At 71.3% G+C, this 18,071-nt stretch carries 16 protein-coding genes; 5 read left to right on the forward strand and 11 right to left on the reverse strand.

The window, feature by feature from the left end; all coding sequences use genetic code 11:
* The first annotated feature begins 157 nt into the window (after nt 1-157).
* Nucleotides 158-1,558, forward strand: a complete 1,401-nt coding sequence (locus ACZ7PG_RS18105; protein ID WP_470240172.1) for an MFS transporter — start codon at nt 158-160, stop codon at nt 1,556-1,558.
* Between the two features lie 73 nt (nt 1,559-1,631).
* Here ACZ7PG_RS18105 and ACZ7PG_RS18110 read toward each other — a convergent pair whose 3' ends face one another.
* Nucleotides 1,632-2,300: a DUF1707 SHOCT-like domain-containing protein gene (locus ACZ7PG_RS18110; RefSeq protein ID WP_470240173.1), complete on the reverse strand. Its 669-nt coding sequence runs from the start codon at nt 2,298-2,300 to the stop codon at nt 1,632-1,634.
* Nucleotides 2,301-2,390: 90 nt separating this feature from the next.
* Between ACZ7PG_RS18110 and ACZ7PG_RS18115 the strand changes: the two genes are divergently transcribed.
* Nucleotides 2,391-3,419, forward strand: coding sequence for a hypothetical protein (locus tag ACZ7PG_RS18115; protein ID WP_470240174.1), 1,029 nt, complete (start codon nt 2,391-2,393; stop codon nt 3,417-3,419).
* A 3-nt stretch (nt 3,420-3,422) separates the two neighbouring features.
* Here ACZ7PG_RS18115 and ACZ7PG_RS18120 read toward each other — a convergent pair whose 3' ends face one another.
* From ACZ7PG_RS18120 to ACZ7PG_RS18130, 3 genes are read right to left on the reverse strand one after another with little or no spacing between them, the layout of a single operon-like run.
* Complete coding sequence (locus ACZ7PG_RS18120; RefSeq protein ID WP_470240789.1) at nt 3,423-4,055, reverse strand: response regulator; 633 nt, start codon at nt 4,053-4,055, stop codon at nt 3,423-3,425.
* 20 nt (nt 4,056-4,075) lie between these two features.
* The gene (gene macS / locus ACZ7PG_RS18125; protein WP_470240175.1) at nt 4,076-5,212 is read right to left on the reverse strand and encodes a MacS family sensor histidine kinase; all 1,137 of its coding nucleotides are present in this window, start codon (nt 5,210-5,212) and stop codon (nt 4,076-4,078) included.
* Nucleotides 5,209-6,447, reverse strand: a complete 1,239-nt coding sequence (locus tag ACZ7PG_RS18130; RefSeq protein ID WP_470240176.1) for an AI-2E family transporter — start codon at nt 6,445-6,447, stop codon at nt 5,209-5,211. Before ACZ7PG_RS18130 ends, macS begins: the two co-directional genes overlap by 4 nt.
* Nucleotides 6,448-6,682: 235 nt before the next feature.
* On the opposite strand from ACZ7PG_RS18130, the gene ACZ7PG_RS18135 reads away from it, so the two are divergent.
* Together ACZ7PG_RS18135 and ACZ7PG_RS18140 are read left to right on the forward strand one after the other, a co-directional pair.
* Nucleotides 6,683-7,597: a hypothetical protein gene (locus ACZ7PG_RS18135; protein ID WP_470240177.1), complete on the forward strand. Its 915-nt coding sequence runs from the start codon at nt 6,683-6,685 to the stop codon at nt 7,595-7,597.
* A gap of 185 nt (nt 7,598-7,782) precedes the next feature.
* Complete coding sequence (locus ACZ7PG_RS18140) at nt 7,783-10,944, forward strand: beta strand repeat-containing protein (RefSeq protein ID WP_470240178.1); 3,162 nt, start codon at nt 7,783-7,785, stop codon at nt 10,942-10,944.
* 187 nt (nt 10,945-11,131) lie between these two features.
* On the opposite strand, the gene ACZ7PG_RS18145 is transcribed toward ACZ7PG_RS18140, so the two are convergent.
* The gene (locus ACZ7PG_RS18145) at nt 11,132-11,902 is read right to left on the reverse strand and encodes a dioxygenase family protein (RefSeq protein WP_086675409.1); all 771 of its coding nucleotides are present in this window, start codon (nt 11,900-11,902) and stop codon (nt 11,132-11,134) included.
* Nucleotides 11,903-11,970: 68 nt separating this feature from the next.
* The gene (locus ACZ7PG_RS18150) at nt 11,971-12,363 is read right to left on the reverse strand and encodes a MarR family winged helix-turn-helix transcriptional regulator (protein WP_470240790.1); all 393 of its coding nucleotides are present in this window, start codon (nt 12,361-12,363) and stop codon (nt 11,971-11,973) included.
* A 68-nt stretch (nt 12,364-12,431) separates the two neighbouring features.
* Between ACZ7PG_RS18150 and ACZ7PG_RS18155 the strand changes: the two genes are divergently transcribed.
* A complete protein-coding gene (locus tag ACZ7PG_RS18155) occupies nt 12,432-12,884 on the forward strand; it encodes a MarR family winged helix-turn-helix transcriptional regulator (RefSeq protein WP_470240179.1) in 453 nt (150 codons plus the stop codon).
* Here ACZ7PG_RS18155 and dnaB read toward each other — a convergent pair.
* The 5 genes from dnaB to ACZ7PG_RS18180 all read right to left on the reverse strand — a co-directional run bounded on the left by dnaB (nt 12,881) and on the right by ACZ7PG_RS18180 (nt 17,996).
* A complete protein-coding gene (dnaB, locus tag ACZ7PG_RS18160) occupies nt 12,881-14,287 on the reverse strand; it encodes a replicative DNA helicase (RefSeq protein WP_470240791.1) in 1,407 nt (468 codons plus the stop codon). The two genes, ACZ7PG_RS18155 and dnaB, sit on opposite strands and share 4 nt — an antisense overlap.
* 502 nt (nt 14,288-14,789) lie before the next feature.
* A complete protein-coding gene (locus ACZ7PG_RS18165) occupies nt 14,790-15,578 on the reverse strand; it encodes an ESX secretion-associated protein EspG (protein WP_470240180.1) in 789 nt (262 codons plus the stop codon).
* Nucleotides 15,579-15,665: 87 nt separating this feature from the next.
* Nucleotides 15,666-17,021 (reverse strand): hypothetical protein, encoded by a 1,356-nt coding sequence (locus ACZ7PG_RS18170; protein ID WP_470240181.1) that lies wholly within the window; start codon nt 17,019-17,021, stop codon nt 15,666-15,668.
* A 1-nt stretch (nt 17,022) separates the two neighbouring features.
* On the reverse strand, nt 17,023-17,649 hold the full coding sequence (locus ACZ7PG_RS18175) for a DUF3558 domain-containing protein (RefSeq protein ID WP_470240182.1): 627 nt from the start codon (nt 17,647-17,649) through the stop codon (nt 17,023-17,025).
* Nucleotides 17,646-17,996, reverse strand: coding sequence for a hypothetical protein (locus ACZ7PG_RS18180; protein WP_470240183.1), 351 nt, complete (start codon nt 17,994-17,996; stop codon nt 17,646-17,648). Before ACZ7PG_RS18180 ends, ACZ7PG_RS18175 begins: the two co-directional genes overlap by 4 nt.
* Between the last annotated feature and the right edge of the window lie 75 nt (nt 17,997-18,071).

Below are 18,071 nucleotides of genomic sequence, written 5' to 3' on the forward strand. Positions count from 1 at the left end.
ACGAGGGGTGTGGACAACCTGACCTGAAGCCGTGAAGGCCGCCTTCTCACAGGCGGCCTTCACGGCTTTCCGCCGGAAGATCCCGGCCGGCTGTCGATTTCGGCGGGGCCCGCTCGACGCAGTGGTGGAAGCACCACCGAGCCGAGAGGAACCAGCCATGACCACCACCGCTGAAGCGCCGGTCGGAGCCCCGGCCGAGACGGCGAGGGCCGGGCGCCGGGAGTGGATCGGCCTGGCCGTGCTGGCCCTGCCCACCCTGCTCGTCTCACTCGACGTCTTCGTCCTCGTCCTCGCGCTGCCGAAACTCGCCGCCGGGCTGCACGCCGATGGCACCGAACAGCTGTGGATCATGGACACCTACGGCTTCATGGTCGCCGGGTTCATGGTCACCATGGGGACACTCGGCGACCGGATCGGGCGCCGGAAGCTGCTGCTCATCGGGGCCGCCGCCTTCGGCATCGCGTCCGTCGGAGCCGCCTTCGCCACGACGCCCGGCATGCTCATCGCCGCGCGGGCCGTGCTCGGGATCGCCGGGGCGACGCTCGGTCCGTCGACCCTCTCCCTCATCGGGACCCTCTTCAAGAACCCGCAGCAGCGCTCCCAGGCCATCGGGATCTGGGCCGGCTGCTTCACCGTCGGCGCCATCATCGGCCCGATGGTCGGCGGTGTCCTGCTCGAGCACTTCTGGTGGGGCTCGGTCTTCCTGCTCGGCGTCCCCGCCATGGTCCTGCTGCTCGTCATCGGCCCGAAGCTGCTGCCCGAATACCGCGATGAGCAAGCCGGCCGCCTCGACCTGCCCAGCGTCGGCCTCTCGCTCGCCGCGATCCTGCCCGCCGTCTACGGCGTCAAGGAACTGGCTCGCGACGGCGTCCACCCGGTCCCGCTGGCGGCGCTGGTCGCCGGCCTGGCCGTCGGGTACGTCTTCTACAAGCGGCAACGCGCCCTGCGAGACCCCCTGGTCGACTTCAGCCTCTTCGCCGCGAAGGCCTTCCGAACCACGCTCGGCGGGATGCTCCTGTTCAGCATGCTCGGCGGCACCACGATGCTGTTCACCGCGCAGTTCCTGCAGGTCGCGCAGCACCTCTCGCCGGTCGGGGCCGCGCTGGGACTGCTGCCCGGGATGGCCGCCTCCACCGTCAGCTTCCTCGCCGCGCCTCACCTCGCGCGCCGGGTGAAGCCGAACGTCCTGATCGCCGGCGGGGTCGCCCTCGCCGCGGCCGGCATGGCGATCCTCGCCCTCGTCGACCCCGCCGCCGGGCCGGTGTGGCCCGCGCTCGGGTTCGCCGTGACGTCGCTGGGCGTCGGGCCGATGGTCGCGCTCGGCACGGATCTCGTCATCGGCTCGGTTCCGCAGCGCAAGGCGGGCGCCGCCGCGTCGCTGGCCCAGACCGTCAACGAGTTCGGCTACGCCTTCGGCATCGCGACCGTCGGGACCCTGGGCAACGCCGTCGTCCGCGCGCACGGTCTGCCCAGCGGGCTGCACGTCGTCGCCGCACTCGCCGCCGTCGCGTTCGCCGTCCTCGTGGGCTTCGTCGCGAGGAATCTGCGGGCCGCCTGAACAGCGCGAAGGCCTCCCCACCCGATGCCTGGGTGGGGAGGCCTTCTTGACGCCGGGGGCAGAGGGGCCCCGGCTAGCCGAACAACCCGCGCCGCGGGTGCCGGATGACCAGCGAACCGCCGTGGACCCGGCCGCTCAGCACGAAGCGCGGGTTCCCCGCGTGCCCGTTGCTGCGCGTCTTGTCCTCCAGCGAGCCGAACTTGACGTCGGTGATCGAGTTGACGTCGACCGCCGCGTGCTCCGGGATGATCACCTCGACCGAGCCCCACTTGGCGTCCAGTTCGATGTGCACCACCGGCGACTGGACCTGGGCCTCGGTGAAGTCGAGCTTCGTCGAGCCGTACTTGTTCCGCACGACCATCTCGGGCGGCACCACCCACGGTCCGCTGCGGACCAGCGACGAGTACTTCGCGTTCAGCTCGAAGCGCCGTCCGGGCGAATAGCTGCCGGTGTAGCCCACCGGCGGAGGCGCGTACGCCGGCGCGGCAGCGACCGCGGCCGCCGGGTGGTAGAGCCCGGCGAGGTCGGCCAGCACGGCGTTCAGCTCGCCGCGGGTCCGGGACGCGAGCGCGCGGTCGGTGCGCTCGGTGAACTCGTCGAGGTCGATCATCCCGCGGCCGATGGCCTTCTGCAGCACCCCGATGACGTGCTCGCGCTCGTCGTCCGACACCCGAAGATCGCGTTCGCCCAACGGCTTGGTTTCGGTCATCGGTTCCGCCGCCGCGGTCTCTTCCTCGCCCATGTCCATGATGGTAGAACCGGATTTCACCAGGGAGATCGGGGGAAAACCCTGAACGGACCCGTAGTTCGCGGCGCCGCCGTCTGCGCGGCCTTGGTTCTGCTGGCCGCGTGCACCGCCGAAGCGCCCGCACCGCCGCCACCGGCCACGAGCACGACGCCGACCGCCCCGCCGACGCTGCCCGAGGGGCTCGCCGGTGTGCCGGCGACCGGCGGCATCGGCATCACGGCCCTGCTCCCCACCACCGGCCCGACCCTGTTCGACGCCGACCGCGGCCCGGTCGGCACGCCGCCCGGCTACCCCGGGGGCGACACCGGGATGAGCGTCCTGCGGGTCGGGAAGTCCGCCGTCCTGATCGCCTATCCGACCGGCACGACCGACCCGCTGGAGGCCTTCGTCTACACCGGTCCCGCGAGCCCGCCGCGGTCGCTCGGCCACGCCTGGTCGGTGGCGCCGGCCGTCGACGGCGAGAGCGTGTGGGTCATCCGGCCGGACGCGCCCGACGCGTGCCGGCTGCAGCGCGTCTCGCTCTCCGGCGGCGAGCTCGGCCACGGCCAGCCCGCCAGCTGCCGCACCGAGGTCCGCGCCGGGACGCCGCACGGCCTGCTGATCACCATCGACTCCGGCGCCGCCGAATCGACGGACGCGCTGATCGACCCGGAGACCGGCCGCACGGTCCAGCAGGCGCCCCGCATCCTCGGCATCGGCGGTGACTGGATGCTCCTCGACGGCCTGACCGACCTCACCCTGGTCGACCTGCGGGACAACAGCCGCAAGCAGCTCAGCCGGCCGGTGATCGCGCGGACGCCGACCGTCGTCCCTTCCCGCGATGGCGGGGTCTGGGCCGTCGACTTCGCCAACCCCGCCTACCGCGGCACCAGCACGCAGACCCGTGACCTCTGGTTGCTGCGCCCGGACGGGCCGAGCTGGGAACACGCCGCCGCGATGCCGTTCATCACCGAGCACCTGAAGCGCGGTGGCGGTTTCGACTGGTCCGAGGCCGGTGACCTCGTGCTCGCCGACGGCGTCCTCGCCGCGTGGCACCCCGGCGAACCCCGGTGGCGGCTGGGCAAGGCGGCGCTCCCGACGAGCGTCTGGTCGGGGTTCGCCGTGCTGCCGTAGCGGCTACTCCTCGTCGAGGCCGTGTTCGATCGCGTACCGGGCCAGCTCGACGCGGTTGTGCAGCTGGAGCTTCCGCAGCGTCGACTGCACGTGGTTCTCGACCGTGCGGTGCGAGAGCACCAGGCGTTCGGCGATCTGCCGCGCGGTGAGCCCCTTCGCGACCAGGCGCAGGACGTCCGTCTCACGTTCGGTCAGGCGCGGTGGCTCGGCGCCTTCGGCCGGCGCGTCGGCCATCCGCCGGTACTCCCCGAGCACCAGCCCGGCCAGTCCCGCGGTGAACACCGGGTCGCCGGCCGCGGTCCGGTGCACCGCGTCCACCAGCTCCGCCGCCGACGCCGACTTCACCAGGTAGCCGGACGCGCCGGCCTTCACCGCCTCCAGGACGTCCTTGTGCTCGCCGCTCGCGGACAGCACCAGCACCTTCGTCGACGGCAGCGCCGAGGTGATCTCGCGGGTGGCGTCCACACCCGAGGTCGTGCCGAGGTTGAGGTCCATCAGCACGACGTCCGGCAGCACGGTCTTCGCGATCCGCAGCGCCGCGGCGGCGTCCGGGGCGGTCGCCCGCACGTCGAAGCCGTGCTCGGTCAGGTCGCGGGCCACCCCGTCGCGCCACATCGGGTGGTCGTCGACCACCATCACCGAGATCCGCTCGTCGCTCACTTCGCACCCCTCGTGCTCGGCACCTTGACCTCCCACTCGGTGCCCCGGCCGGGCCCGGTGTCGAGGGTCGCGCTCCCGCCGAGGTCGCGCACCCTCCCCCGGATGGATTCCACCACACCGAGGTGCCCGTCCGCGGCCGCTCGCTCGAGAACTCCGTCCGGAATGCCCGGTCCGTCGTCGCGGATGCTGACGACGACTTCGCCGCCGAGGTCTTCCAGCAACACCCAGGCCTGCGCCTGGGGGCCCGCGTGCTTCTCCACGTTCGAGAGCGCTTCGCGGGCTATCGCGACGAGCTCATCGGTGACGTGGGCGGGCAGCTCGACGTCGTCCGCCGGCGTCGAGACCTGCACCGACGACGTCGCGAGCAGCTGCAGTGCGGCGCGCAGGCTCGCCGTGCCGCTGTCGTTGGGCGCCGCCGGTTCGGTCGTCACCAGCGACCGCAGCGCGATCTCCTGCTCGCCGGCCAGCTTCGCCAGCTCGGCCGCTTCGCCGCCGACCTCGTTGCCGCGCTTGCGGACCCGGGCCAGCACCTGCAGCACGCTGTCGTGGATCGACCGGGCCAGCCGCTCCCGCTCGGCCGTCGCCGCTTCCTTCCGCAGTGCCTGCTCCAGCCGGGCCGCGGACCGCCTGCCCATCGTCGCGGCCATGCCGACCAGCAGCCCGGCGGCGGCGAGCAGGACGCCGTCGCGGGCGACGTCGAGGTCGAACTTCTCCCGCGCCAGCCCGGTCGCCACGCCGAGGACCAGCCCGGCCAGCGCCCCGCCGACCGCGCCGAACCGCGCACCGGCGGCGACCGCGGGCACGGCCGCCCACACCGTCGTGATGAGCGGGACGTTCAAGGCGAACTGCGCGTCGCTGAGCACCCACGGCGAGGTCAGCAGCAGCGCGGTCGTGAGCACGAGGTCGAAGACGACGAGCGCCGGCGGCCGCGTGCGCTCACGCAAGTAGAGGAAGCTGCTGACGACCGACCACGCGGCCATCACGCCGAGGATCGTCCAGGCCAGCCACTCGCGCTGGTAGTGCCCGCTCTGGACGATCACCGTGCCGAAGGCGAACGCCCAGGTGAGCACGCGGAACGCGAGCACGCCGCGCCACATCGGCGTGATCGGGTCCAGTGACCGCCGGACGGTCACTTGCCGTCGCGCTTCGGCGGCTCGGCCGTCGAAGCGTCGGCTTTGGCCTCGGCGACCGTCGCGATTTCGGCCTTCGACGACCCGGGTTTGGCGTCGTTCGGCTGCGCGGCCTGGTCCTTCAGGACGTTCACCTCGGCCGGGTCCGGGTTGGTCTCGTGCAGCAGCGACCGGACGCCGGCGTTCAGCACGGCCAGCAGCGGCACGGCCAGCAGCGCGCCGGGGATCCCGCCCGTGACCAGGCCGGCGGTGATGGCCAGGACCACGGCGAGCGGGTGCAGCTTCACCGCGCGGCCCAGCAGCAGCGGCTGCAGGACGTGGCTTTCCAGCTGCATCACGCCGATCACGATGGCCAGCACGATCACCGCGCCGATGAAGCCGTTCGTCACGAGGGCGACCAGGACGGCGACGCCGCCGGTGATGACGGCGCCGATGATCGGGATGAACGCGCCGATGAACACCAGTGTCGCCAGCGGGATCACCAGCGGCACGCCCATGATCCACAGCCCGATGCCGATGCCGACGGCGTCGACCACGGCCACCGCGGCGGTCGCCCGCACGTAGCTGACCAGCGACGCGAACCCGCGCCGCCCGGCGACGTCCACGCGGTTGCGGACCCGGTTCGGCACGGCGCGGACCAGGAACGTCCAGATGCCTTCGCCGCCGCTGAGGAAGAAGATCGTGATGAACAGCGTCAGCAGGAAGCCGGTGAGGATCTCGCCGACGGTGCTCGCCGTCGTCAGCGCGGTCGTCGTGATGGACGCCTGGTTGTTCTGGATGAACCCGATCGCCTGGTTGATGAAGTCCTGGATCTGTTCCTGGCGCAGGTGCGGCGGGCCGTTGAGCAGCCACTCCTTGATCTGGTTGAGGCTGTCGTTGAGCTGCTTCTGCAGCTGCGGCAGGCCGGAGGAGAACTGGGTGATGACGAACGTCAGCAGGCCGCCCAGCACCGCCAGCCCGGCGATCAGCACGATCGCCGTCGCCAGCCCGCGCGGGAACTTCACCGCCACCAGCTTCTGCACCGCCGGCGCGAGCAGCGCGGACAGCAGCAGCGCGATGGACAGCGGGATGATGACGACGGACAGGTAGCCGATCACCCACACCACGGCGTACAGCGCGGCGATCACCACGATGAACCGCCACGCGAGCGCCGCGCTGATGCGCAGCCCGCGGGGGATCAGTCCCGTGATGTCCTCGTGCTCCGGCAGGAACGGGTCTTCGCGTCGCGCGTGGCTCACCGCCACACCGTACTGGCTGGACCGTCCGATTCGGCCGCATTCGCGCCGTCGCGTCCGACACCGATCACTGCCAGGCGTGATCACCCGCCGTCAGACCGGGCTACACAGTGTGTCGTTCACACGATGGGGGCATCAAGTCGCGTCAAAGGTGCGCGGCGCGTCCCGGGTTTGGTTAGGTCGCTTCCGCAACGCAATGTTGCCGATCGATCACGAACTCAGCACGAGGAGACGACGAGTGGCGAACACCGCGACGAACGAGGGGCAGGGTGCCAAGCGCGCCGGCCGTCTCGTGTCGCGTGCGCTCCTCGTGCTCGGTGGCGCGGTGGCCGGCACGGCCGCCGCGTGGCTCGTCTCCGGTGCGACCGCTTCCGCCGACACCGTCGACGTCGGCACCGCCCCGATCACCGAAGCCGCGGCCGGCAGCCTCGGCGACGTCAACAGCGGCGCGGCGAGCGCGGCCAGCGACGTCTCCGAGTCGAGCTGCCACCAGGACGTCACGGCGTGGAGCGAGCCGTGCGCCCGCACCCTCGGCCACGAGGTCTCCGACCGCGTCAGCGACTCGGTTTCGGACCTCGCCGACGACGCCGTCGTGAGCCCGGCGCACCGCACCCTCGGCGCGGTCGAGCACATCGTCCGCAAGCCGCAGGACACCCGCCAGGTCCTCGAGCAGACCATCACCCCCGAGCCGGCCCACGACGTGTGGCAGCTGCTCGACCCGGCCGCCCACGGCGACCTGGTTTCGCTCCCGGGGCTCGCCCCGGTCGAGCAGGAGCCGGTGACCACGGGCCTCGGCCAGACCACGGACACGGTCGCCGTCTCGACCGTCGAGCTCCCCGCCGCGCTGCGAGCCATGCTCGCGATGCCGACGGGTGTCCAGCACGTTGACGGCATGGGTGCCGCGGGCGAGTCCCGCGACGGGCACCGCGATCTGCCGTCGACGCTGGTTCCGGCGCAGCTTCCGGTTGCGCCGTCTGTTCCCACCGCCCCGGGTGGCAGCTCTGCCCCCGGTGGCCACCTCGACGGCTTGAACTTCGGCGTCCCCTCGTGGGTCTCCGCTGCCGTCAGCGATGCCGCCGCCAGTGCTTACCGCGGCGGCCTGCGGCACACGCCGCGCACCCCGGGCACGCAGCCCGGTGTCACTCCTGACTGAACACCTCCCTTCACGGGTCGCTGACGCGCCCAAGTCCGTCTTCATCTGACGGCTCTGCGTCCGCGGAATTCCCGTGACACGGCGGTGCGCTTTTTCGCGCCCGCAGAAGTTCCATCCCCCCTCGGTGCGTATCAGCGCACCCCCATAAGCCCGCAAGGGAACCCGAAATAAAGGAGAAACACCCCATGCAGACGTGGGCAAAGCGCGGACTCCAGACCGCACTTGTCACCGGTGGACTGCTGATGCTGGGCACCGGCATCGCTTCGGCCGACGAGAACGTCAACCCGGACGCCCCGGCGTCCCCGCTCGACCTGAACGTGACGGCTCCCATCCAGGAAGCCAACAACGCGGTCGGCACTCCCTTCGGCCAGCTGGACCTGCCCGCCGGGCAGACGGAGCTGAGCACCAAGCCGGTCACCAACGCGGCGAACGAGGCTGCCAAGCAGCTCGACGAGGCCAGCCCGATCAGCCAGAGCACCCTCGGCGGTGCCACCAAGGCCGACGGCGCGGGCGCCTTCACCCCGGGGCACAACAACCTCAAGGGCAACAAGGTCACCGGCGACGTCGTCGTCCCGATCCAGATCGTGGACAACGCGGTCGGCGTGATCGGCGACGCGAACGTCGAGGGCGGCGACCACTCGCAGACCTGGGACCACAACCAGGACATCGCGACCACGGGCCAGGACTCCAGCCTCGCGGGCAACGCGGTCGCCCTCGACTGGGCGCTCCCCGTGCAGATCGCCGGCAACGGCGGCGGCGTCGCGGGCGGCACCGGCCGGGTGACCGGTGGGTCGGCCAGCCAGAGCACCACCGAGACCGGGAACGTCGACACCAACGGCGACGGCTCGTCCCTCTCCGGCAACGTGGTCGCGGGCCAGCTCGCCACCCCGGTGCAGGTGACCGGCAACGCCGCGTCGTACCTGCTCGGCAACGGGCAGAGCCACGGCTACTCGGCCGACACCGTCGCGACCTCGGGCGGCTCGCTGCTCAGCTCCGGCGACCAGAGCGCCGGATCGGGCAACGTGGTCGGCGCGCCGATCGCCCTGCCGGTCAAGTTCAACTGCAACTCGGGCGCCGTGTGGGGCTCGCTGTCGAACTCGGACGGCTGCAACACCTCCGCCGACGCCACGGCCGGGGACACGCGCGAGGGCAGCCTCGGCATCCCGACCTACCTCGAGACGAGCGGCAACGACTCGTTCCTGTCCGGCAACGGCGGGGCGGCCTCGCTGTCCCCGATCGCGAACGTCGCGGGTGTCGCGGGCTCGTGGATCGGCAACGCCTCGGCGGGCATCCCCGAGACCGGCAGCTCCTCCAGCACGGTCGACTCGGGCGGCTTCGTCAAGACCGCCGGTGACAACGCGAGCGGGTCGGGCAACGTCCTGAACCCGTCGGTCGCGCTGCCGGTCGAGGCCTTCGGCATCGGTGGCACCTACATCGGCCAGGCCAACGCCGCGCACGACAACACCACCGACGCCAACGCGGGCGACGGCAGCTACACCAAGGGCAACGACTCCGTCCTCGGTGGCAACATCGTCAACACCCAGACCGCGGGCGCGCCCGAGGTCTTCGGCATCGGCGGCAGCCACATCGGCAACGCCTCCGGTACCGCGACCGAGGACAAGACGGTCACCGCCGGGAACTACGACGGCACGCAGGGCAACGACTCGTCCGGCTCGGGCAACGTCGTCCAGGTGCCGGTCGGTCTCCCCGCCGAGGTCTTCGGCGTGGGCGGCTCGTTCATCGGCCAGGGCTCCGGCTCGGCCGACGAGACCAAGGTCGTCTCCGGCGGCGGCGGTGGCAGCACCCACGACGACAACGGCTTCCTGAGCTCGAACCTGGGCACCGTGCCGGCTTCGCTGCCGGTGCAGGTCGCCAACATCGGCGGCGCGTTCGTCGGCCAGGGCCACGGCAAGGGCTCGACCGACACGACGTCCAACGCGGGCGGCGACGTCACGGCGAACGGCCCCGCGGGCGCCGGCGCCGGCAACATCATCGAGGCCCCGGTCTCCCTGCCGGTGCTGGCCGCCGGCAGCGGTGCCGCCCTCGCGGGCATCGGCACCGGTGAGAACGACAACATCACCGACTCCTCGGCGGGCGGCGACGCCCTCACCGACGGGCAGGACGGTGCGCTGGCCGGCAACATCGTGAAGGCCCCGGTCGCGGGTGCCGCGCAGCTGTTCAGCGACGGCGTCGCGGGTGCGGCCCTGGGCCACGGCCTGGGCACGAGCGACACCACGTCGCAGGCCGGTGGCGACGCCACCACCAACGGTGACCGCGGCAGCGTGGCGGGCAACATCATCGGCGCGGACGCGCTTCCGGTCGCGCAGGTCTTCGGCGACGCCGTCAGCGCGGCGGGTGTCGCCAGCGGCACCGGGATCAACACGACGTCCGTGCAGAACGCGGGCGACGACACCACCTCGGGTGTCGAGGGCGCCATCTCCGGCAACATCCTCGACATCCCGGCCACGGCGATCGCGCAGCTGTTCGGCGACGCGGTGACCGTGGGCGGCGTCGCGCACGCTGTCGGCGACAACACGCTGACCACGCAGAACGGCGGCGAGCCGGTCACCGAGGGTGACGGGTCGAGCCTGTCGGGGTACAACTTCTACCACGACATCGTGGCGCCGGTGCAGATCTTCGGGGTGCCCCTCGAGCTGCTGGGTGTCGCGACCGCGGACGCGACCGACATGACGAGCATCAACGGGGAAGCCACCGACGTGGCGGCCGACGCGATCTCGAACCCGGTCGAAGGTTCGGAGCTGGGTGCCGGCGAGCTGCCCTCGCTGACCGGGCTGGCCAGTGGCCTGCCGACGGCGGGGCTGCCCACCGATGGCCTGTCCGCGCTGCCGATGGCCGTTCCGGCGCAGCGCGCCGACGTGCCGGTGAGCCCGATGGCCGGGCTGCCCCACCTGCCGACCGCGGGTGGCCTGCCGGGCCTGAACGGGCTTTCGGGCCTGGGCGGTTCCCTGGCCGGTGGCGGCGAGCGTGCCGACCTGCCGACCGGTGGCCTGCCGGTGCACATCCCGGCCCTGAGCGGCGGCCTGCTGCCGACCCTCCCGGCGCTGGGTGGCACCGAGCGTGCCGACCTGCCGACCGGTGGCCTGCCCGTCGCGCTGCCGGCGCTGCCCGCCCTGGGTGGCGGCGTCCCGACGCTGCCGGTCGCCCTCCCGGTGACCCCGGCGCTGCCGGCCGCCCCGGCCGCGCTGCCCGCCGCCCCGGCCCTGCCGGTGAACGCGAAGCTGCCGGTGCTGGACAGCGCGGCCCCGGCCGCGCAGGTCCCGGCGATGTCGGGCCTCGACTCCACCGGCTTCCTCGCGAAGCTGCTGGGTCTGGTCAAGCGCAAGTAGTTCGGTGAAAGCCGGGCGGGTTCAGCCAGAACTCGCCCGGCCCTCCCACTCCGCCAGGCATTCCACCGCGCCGCGAGGTCTCCTCGCACGGAGTGCCTGACGAGCGAAGAAAGCTCTCCTTCCCTGGAGAGGACGAGCCCCAAGAGCCGAATCCGGCCCTTGGGGCTCGTTCGCGTTCGCGGGAAGGTCAGGAGAACTGCAGCGACCGCTTCGCCAGGCCGTGCCAGAACCCGTCGATGACCGTGCGGCCGGACTTCTCCTCCGCGGTCGCGCCGAGGGAGACGAACAGCGGCGCGAAGTGCTCGATCCGCGGGTGCGCGAGTGCCGCCGCCGGCGCCTTGTGCCGGAAGTCGAGCAACGCGTCGACGTCGCCACCGCGCACCACCTCGTCGCCCCAGTGGTCGAACTCGGCCGACCACGCGGGCGGTGTCCCGTCGGTGGCGCGGGCCATGCCGCTCAGGTTGTGGGTGAAGAAGCCGCTGCCGATGATGAGCACGCCTTCGTCGCGCAGCGGCGCGAGCTTGCGGCCGAGGTCGAACAGCTCCTGCGGGTCCAGCGAGGGCATCGAGACCTGCAGCACCGGGACGTCGGCGTCCGGGTACATCTCGACGAGCGGCACGTATGCGCCGTGGTCGAGGCCGCGTTCCGGCGCGTCGTGCACCGGTGTGTCGGTCGAGCGGAGCAGCTTCCGCACCTTCTCCGCCAGCTCCGGCGCTCCCGGTGCGGCGTACTTCACCTGGTAGTAGCGCTCGGGGAAGCCCCAGAAGTCGTACACGAGCGGCACGGTCGTCGTGGCCGCGATGGTCAGCGGCGCCTCCTCCCAGTGCGCCGACACGACCAGGATCGCGCGGGGCTTCGGCAGGTCGGCCGACCAGGCGGCGAGCTGGCGGGTCCACGTGGTGTCGTCGGCGAGCGGCGGCGCTCCGTGGCTGAGGTAGAGGACCGGGGTGCGGGTCATCGACGGCTCCAGTGCTTGAAAGTTCAACTACTAGGATACCTGACGCCCGCGCTCTCCGGGATATTCCTTCAGTGACCTTCGAGGTTGGCCGCGCATCGCTCCAGGGTGCGGACCGTCGTGCGGTAGTCGTCGTCGCTGATCCCGTCGGTCACCGATGTGCGGAACGCTTCGACACGCTTCTCGACGCGGGCGTGCGCTTCGCGTCCCGCTTCGGTGAGTTCGCCGCTTTCGGTGACCCAGCCGCGAGCCCGGAGGTCGGCCACCTTGGTGACCATCGACCCCTCGGCGGCGACGAACGGCGCCAGTGCCGAGTCGACCTCCTCCGGCGTGCGGGCACCGAGGGCGATCGTGTTGAGTACCTGCCAGTGCCGGCGGCTCAGCGACTCGGCGTCGAGGGCCTTGGCCATGGAAGATTCGAGAAGCTCGTGGACGTGGCGAAGCCACCAGCCGAGGGGTTTCATGAAGACTCCGAACATGTCGATGAACAACTTCATGTAAATTTACATGTAGTTCGGAGGGTGGGGCAACCATGACGGACGCGGTGGCCGACGTCGAGCGCGCGATGATCGCGATCCGCCGCAGCCAGCAGCGGCGCGCGCTGAGCCGGATTGGCAAAGCCCGCGGCCAGGGCGCACACGACCCGGTGCACGAGCTGCTCGACGTCGTCGAAGAGCTCGCCGAACGCGGCGAAGCCAGCACGGTGACGGCCTTGAGCACGGCCATGGGCGTCGACCAGCCGCGCGCCAGCCGGCTCGTGGCGCGCGCTGTCGAGCAGGGACTCCTCCGCCGCGAAGCCGATCAGCGCGACGGACGGCGTGCCGTGCTCGTGCCGACCGAAGCCGGCCAGGCGCACCTCGACGAGCTGCACGCCTTCCGGCGCTCGGTGTTCGCCGAGGTCATGGCGGACTGGCCGGACGAGGACCGCGAGAACTTCGGCCGGCTCCTCACGGCGTTCATCCGCGGGTACAGCGCCCTCGGTTAGTCGTGGGAAAGGTCCACGAAACGGCTGTAGTGCAGCTGGTGGGCCACGACGATCGTGGCGGTCGGGCCGGCACGGTGCTTCGCGATGATCAGGTCCGCCTCGCCCGCGCGCGGGTCGTCGCGCTCCCACGCGTCGGGGCGGTTGACCAGGATGACGAGGTCGGCGTCCTGCTCCAGCGAGCCGGACTCACGCAGGTCGGACAGCATCGGTTTCTTGTCCGTCCGCTGCTCGGGACCACGGTTCAGCTGGCTGATCGCGATCACCGGGACCTCGATCTCCTTGGCCAGCAGCTTCATCTGCCGCGAGAACTCCGAGACTTCCTGCTGCCGCGACTCGACCCGCTTGCCGGACGTCATCAGCTGGAGGTAGTCGAGGACGACGAGCTTGAGGTCGTTGCGCTGCTTCAGCCGCCGCGCCTTCGCCCGGATCTCCATCATCGTCATGTTCGGCGAGTCGTCGACGAACAGCGGCGCTTCGGACACCTCGCTCATCCGGCGGGCCAGGCGTGTCCAGTCGTCGTCGGACATCTTGCCGCCGCGCATGTCGGAGAGGCGGATCTTCGCCTCGGCCGAGAGCATGCGCATGACGATCTCGGTCCGGCTCATTTCCAGCGAGAAGATGACGCTGGTCAGCCCGTGCTTGATGGAGGCCGACCGGACGAAGTCCAGGCCCAGGGTCGACTTGCCGACACCGGGGCGGGCCGCGACGATGATCATCTGCCCCGGGTGCAGGCCGTTGGTCAGCTCGTCGAAGTCGGTGAACCCGGTCGGGATGCCCTGGGACTGGCCGCCGCGCGAGGCGATCGCGTCGATCTCGTCCATGGTCGGCTGCAGCAGCTCTTCCAGCGCGACGTAGTCCTCGCTGGTCCGGCGCTCGGTGACGTCGTAGATCGCGGCCTGCGCGCGGTCGACGACCTCGTCGATGTTCGCGCCGTCGGCCGCGGCCGCGCCGTAGCCGTACTGCACGATCCGGGTGCCCGCCTCGACCAGCCGGCGCAGCACCGCCTTCTCCGCGACGATCTCGGCGTAGAAGCCGGCGTTCGCAGCGGTCGGCACCGTCGCGATCAGCGTGTGCAGGTACGGCGCGCCGCCGATGCGGCCCAGCTCGCCCCGGCGTTCCAGCTCCGCGGAGATGGTGATCGGGTCGGCCGGCTCGCCGCGGCCGTAGAGGTCGAGGATGCAGTCGTAGATCGCCTGGTGCGCCGGGCGGTAGAAGTCGTCGGGGCCGAGCGCCTCGATGACGTCGGCGACCGCGTCCTTCGACAGCAGCATGCCGCCGAGCACGGACTGCTCGGCCGTGATGTCCTGCGGTGGCTGGCGGTCGAACCCGCCGCCGGAGCCGGGGTCGCTCGGACCCGGGTCGTTCTCCGCGTACATCGGACTGCGGTCGTCGGTCAGCGCCACCGCTCCGGACACCTCCTCATTGTGTCGAACACTAGTTCGAGTATGCCGGATCTTCGCTCTCGAAGCACGCGGCCAGGTCTGTGCCTGACTGTTCCGGACGCGTCCCCCGATGATCGGCGAGAACGTCGCCCGACTCTCGGAGGCACGCCGGGCGCCACCGTGAGTACAGGCCCGAGCGGGCACGCTAGATCCCCCGGAAGGCCGAAGGCAATTCCGGATGGGGACCCTTCTGTGGACAACCTGTGGATGAATGGGGGTAACCAGTCACAGGTGCCGCGAGAGCTGTGGACAAGTTGGGGACAAGCGTGATCGGCTTCAAAGAATCCCCAGGTCAGAGGCTGTGAACAAGGTGTGGAGAACTTCCCGAAAACTCGTGCGGCGTGTCGCACGAAATCCGTTGTTCGGCGTGTCGTGGACCAGCAGGAGCCCATTGGCCGCTGCGGCCTGTGGATGAATATTACGGAGGGTAGAGCCGTAACCCGGTGGGCTGAACGGCCGACGGTCAGGCCGCGGTGAGCCGGCCCTGTGCGCTACGTAACCGTTCAGCGAGAACGCGCTGGTCGGCCGGGGTGAAGGCGATCCGGTTCTCCCCACGCCCCGGAACCTCCTCGGTCAGCCACCGGCCTTCCGACGTATCGATGTAGTTCACCGGCCGTTCGATGCGGTGCCAGGCTCCGCTGCGGCTGCGGACCGCGACGTAGAGGCTGCCGCTCCCCATTCGGCGCAACGCCAGGATCCGCCGGAGCTCCTCGACCTCCTGCGAGCCCTCGGCCGGGCGGTCGTTGCGGAGCACCGCGTACCCGCCTTCGTCGCCGCGGGCGGTTCCCTCGATCTGGCTCTTCGGCACGGCGAGCGGTGTCCCGCGCCCCGGTGCGAGCTTCGGGATCTGGCCGAGGAAGCCGTCGAGCAGCTCGTGCGGCTGGGTCGACTCCAGCACGACGACGTCCAGCTCCTCGTGCTTGGCCAGCACGAACGACTCACCGCCGGCGGTGCCGCCGAGCAGCCGGTAGCTGATCGGCTTGCCCTGGAACCCGCCGTCGATCCACCCGTAGTACTCCAGTTGCGGCCGGGCGATGGCTTCGACCGTCGCGACGAACCCGGGGTGCATGCCGCGCGGGCCGAACAGCCCCGCCTTGGCGAGTTCGGCGTTGACCCGCTCGTCCTCGGTGCGCTGGGCCTCTTCGCTGTACCAGGTCGGCGTCTCGGACAGCACGGTGTGCGGCTCGCCGCCGCGGCGCCGGATCAGGTTGACCAGGGTGCCGGTCGTGATGGTGACCTGCCTGTCCAGCACCGCTCTTCCCCCAGTGAAGTCAGCTTGGTGAACCCGGAAAAGCCGGGCGCGCCCAATCTTGGCACGCACCCGGCGGTCTCGCGTGCGCTACTCGCCGATGACCGGCGGTGCGGTCAGCTCGTCGCTGCCGAAGATTTCGTTCGGGTCGTCGCCGAGCAGGTACTTCGACGTGCGTTCCTCGTCGCCGCCGCCCTGGCCCTTGGCGCCGTGGCCCATGCCGCCCATCCCACCCATCCCGGTGGAACCGCCGCGCCCGGCCGCCGCGCCGCCCGCGCCCATCGCGCCGCCGGCACCCATGCCGCCCCGGCCGGCGCCCGTCCCGCCGGCGCCGCCCGGCAGGGATGCCCCGGTCGAGCCGCCGGGCCCGAAGCCCGCGCCGCCCGGGCCGAAGCCCGCCGTCGGGTCGCCGATCCCGGCCGATCCGCCGGGGCCGAACCCGCCGCCGCCCCCGCCACCGGAGAAGTTCGGCGCGCTGCCCGGACCGAAGCTCGGCACCCCCGGCATGTCCGACGGCGAGAAGCCGGACGCGCTGGTGCCGTCGCTGAAGTTCGGCGGCGTGTAGTTGCCCGCGCCCGGGATCTTCGACGGGTCGTAGCTGCCGCTCGGGACCTTCGACGGATCGAAGCCCGGCACCTTGGACGGGTCGAAGCTCCCGCCGGGCACCTTCGACGGGTCGAAGGTGCCGCCCGGGGTGTTCGGCGGCTGGCCGTTGAACGACGGGACGCCGCCCGGGCCGGGCATGTTCACGCCGCCGGGACCGGTGCCCGGAGCACCTCCGCGCTCGCCGTCCCCGTTGCCGTTGCCGTCGTCGCCCGGCTTCTTCTTGCCGTCCTTGCCGTTGTCGACGCCGATGTTCTCCTGCTGCCCCTTGAGCGCGGAGTACGTCGGCATCTTCTGGCCGTTGTCGTTGCTCGACTTGTAGTAGGTGTTGAAGGCGTCGACGTTCGCCTGGCCCTTGGCGTTGTAGTCGCGGATCGCCCGGTCGGTGTCGGTCGTCCACGGCGTCACCGCGTTGAGCAGGTTGTTCTTCGGCGGGTCCTTCGGGACCTCCTGCACCTGCGCGTGCACGGTGGTGAACGCGTTGTTCTGCTCGCCCAGGTACTTGTCGGAGTCGGTCAGCTTGGTGCCCGAGTCCTCCATCCACACCCGCAGCGGGTGCGCGCCCGCGTTCTGCGCCGCTTCCGAGCCGCCGCCGGTCCAGGCCGCGTCCATCTCCTTGGCCAGGGTGTCGATGGTGCTGAGCCGGTCCGAGTAGGCGCCCTTCAGCCGGCCGGCCGCCGACTGCCCGTTCTGGATCGAGCCGGTGCCGGGACCGGTGGTGATCTGGTGCCAGATGTCGTAGCAGTCGATCTTGCGATCGCCCTGCTGCGACGTGTGGTCGTCCGAGTGCGTGGTCGCCATGTTGTACGCGGCGAACCCGCCGAGCAGCACCAGTTCCAGCATCTCAGCCCTCCTTCAAGGTCTGGATCATCGCCTCGGCCGCCTTCTCCGCGTACGGGCACGGCTGGGTCGCGCCCGGGCCGTTGCCGATCTGCGTGAAGACCTGGACGGCCTGGGTGTCCGTCACGCCCACCAGCAGCTTGCACTGCCCCTGGGCGCGGAAGTCCTTGGTCGCGGCGTACACCGCGGGGTAGCCGGAGACGTCGGCCGGCTCCCAGTACTCGTACTGGTCCTTGCCGCCCTTGGCGTAGAGGTCGTAGATGCCCGCGAGCCCGTCGGTGTTCGGGTCGGCCGCGATGTCGACCCGGCTGCTGCGCGTCTCGTCGGCGGTGTAGACCCAGGCGCAGGTCGCGCCCCCGGCGCCGGTGCGGGGCGTGCCGTCCTCGAGGCCGAGCGTCGAGCGCTGCGAGGCCGAGAGGACGGTGCACGGGTCGGACTTCAGCTTGGCCGGGTCGAGCGGGCTGGACACCTTGGGTGCGCCGTCACCGCCACTGCCGCTGTCGGAGCTGCTGCTCGCGGAGTCCGGCGTGCCGGACGCGGCCGGGTTGGCCGTGCCGCCGGTCGTGGAGCTGCAGCCGGCGAGGGCCAGCGCGGCCAGGACGAGGCCGGGCAGTACGAGACGGCGGTTCACGCCTGCGTCCCCGCCTTCGAGATGTCGCCGGTGTGGTCCGCGTCCGAGGCGGTGATCTTCTTCTTCGCGTCGAGCAGCGCCTGGATGTAGTTCTTCACGTATTCCTGCATCTTCTGGTTCTGCTCGAGGAACGCCTTGCCGGAAGGGTTGGCGAGCTTCTCCCAGTCACCGCTCGCGAACTCCTTGCCGGGCGCCTTGACGTCGGCCATCAGGTTGGCGTCGGCGGCATCGTTCTGCAGGTCCGTCTGCAGGTCCTGCCACTTCTTGATGACGCCGTCGATCTTGTCGGCGTCGAACGTGAAGCCCCCTCCGCCGGACGGCGCGGACATGTTGACCTCGTTACCCATCCGAGTGCGCTCCCTTCGCGTCCCGCTCCATTGTCCTACGACGACGCCCGTGTGTCCGAGGTTCCCCCGAAACGC

Source organism: Amycolatopsis sp. NPDC114504 (assembly GCF_055633595.1).

Bases quoted from the DNA above. Each gene is read 5' to 3' on its own strand.
- ACZ7PG_RS18105 (WP_470240172.1), top strand. From the start codon at position 158: ATGACCACCACCGCTGAAGCGCCGGTCGGAGCCCCGGCCGAGACGGCG.
- ACZ7PG_RS18110 (WP_470240173.1), bottom strand. From the start codon at position 2,300: ATGGGCGAGGAAGAGACCGCGGCGGCGGAACCGATGACCGAAACCAAG.
- ACZ7PG_RS18120 (WP_470240789.1), bottom strand. From the start codon at position 4,055: ATGGTGGTCGACGACCACCCGATGTGGCGCGACGGGGTGGCCCGCGAC.
- ACZ7PG_RS18140 (WP_470240178.1), top strand. From the start codon at position 7,783: ATGCAGACGTGGGCAAAGCGCGGACTCCAGACCGCACTTGTCACCGGT.
- ACZ7PG_RS18145 (WP_086675409.1), bottom strand. From the start codon at position 11,902: ATGACCCGCACCCCGGTCCTCTACCTCAGCCACGGAGCGCCGCCGCTC.
- ACZ7PG_RS18150 (WP_470240790.1), bottom strand. From the start codon at position 12,363: ATGAAACCCCTCGGCTGGTGGCTTCGCCACGTCCACGAGCTTCTCGAA.
- ACZ7PG_RS18155 (WP_470240179.1), top strand. From the start codon at position 12,432: ATGACGGACGCGGTGGCCGACGTCGAGCGCGCGATGATCGCGATCCGC.
- ACZ7PG_RS18170 (WP_470240181.1), bottom strand. From the start codon at position 17,021: ATGCTGGAACTGGTGCTGCTCGGCGGGTTCGCCGCGTACAACATGGCG.
- ACZ7PG_RS18180 (WP_470240183.1), bottom strand. From the start codon at position 17,996: ATGGGTAACGAGGTCAACATGTCCGCGCCGTCCGGCGGAGGGGGCTTC.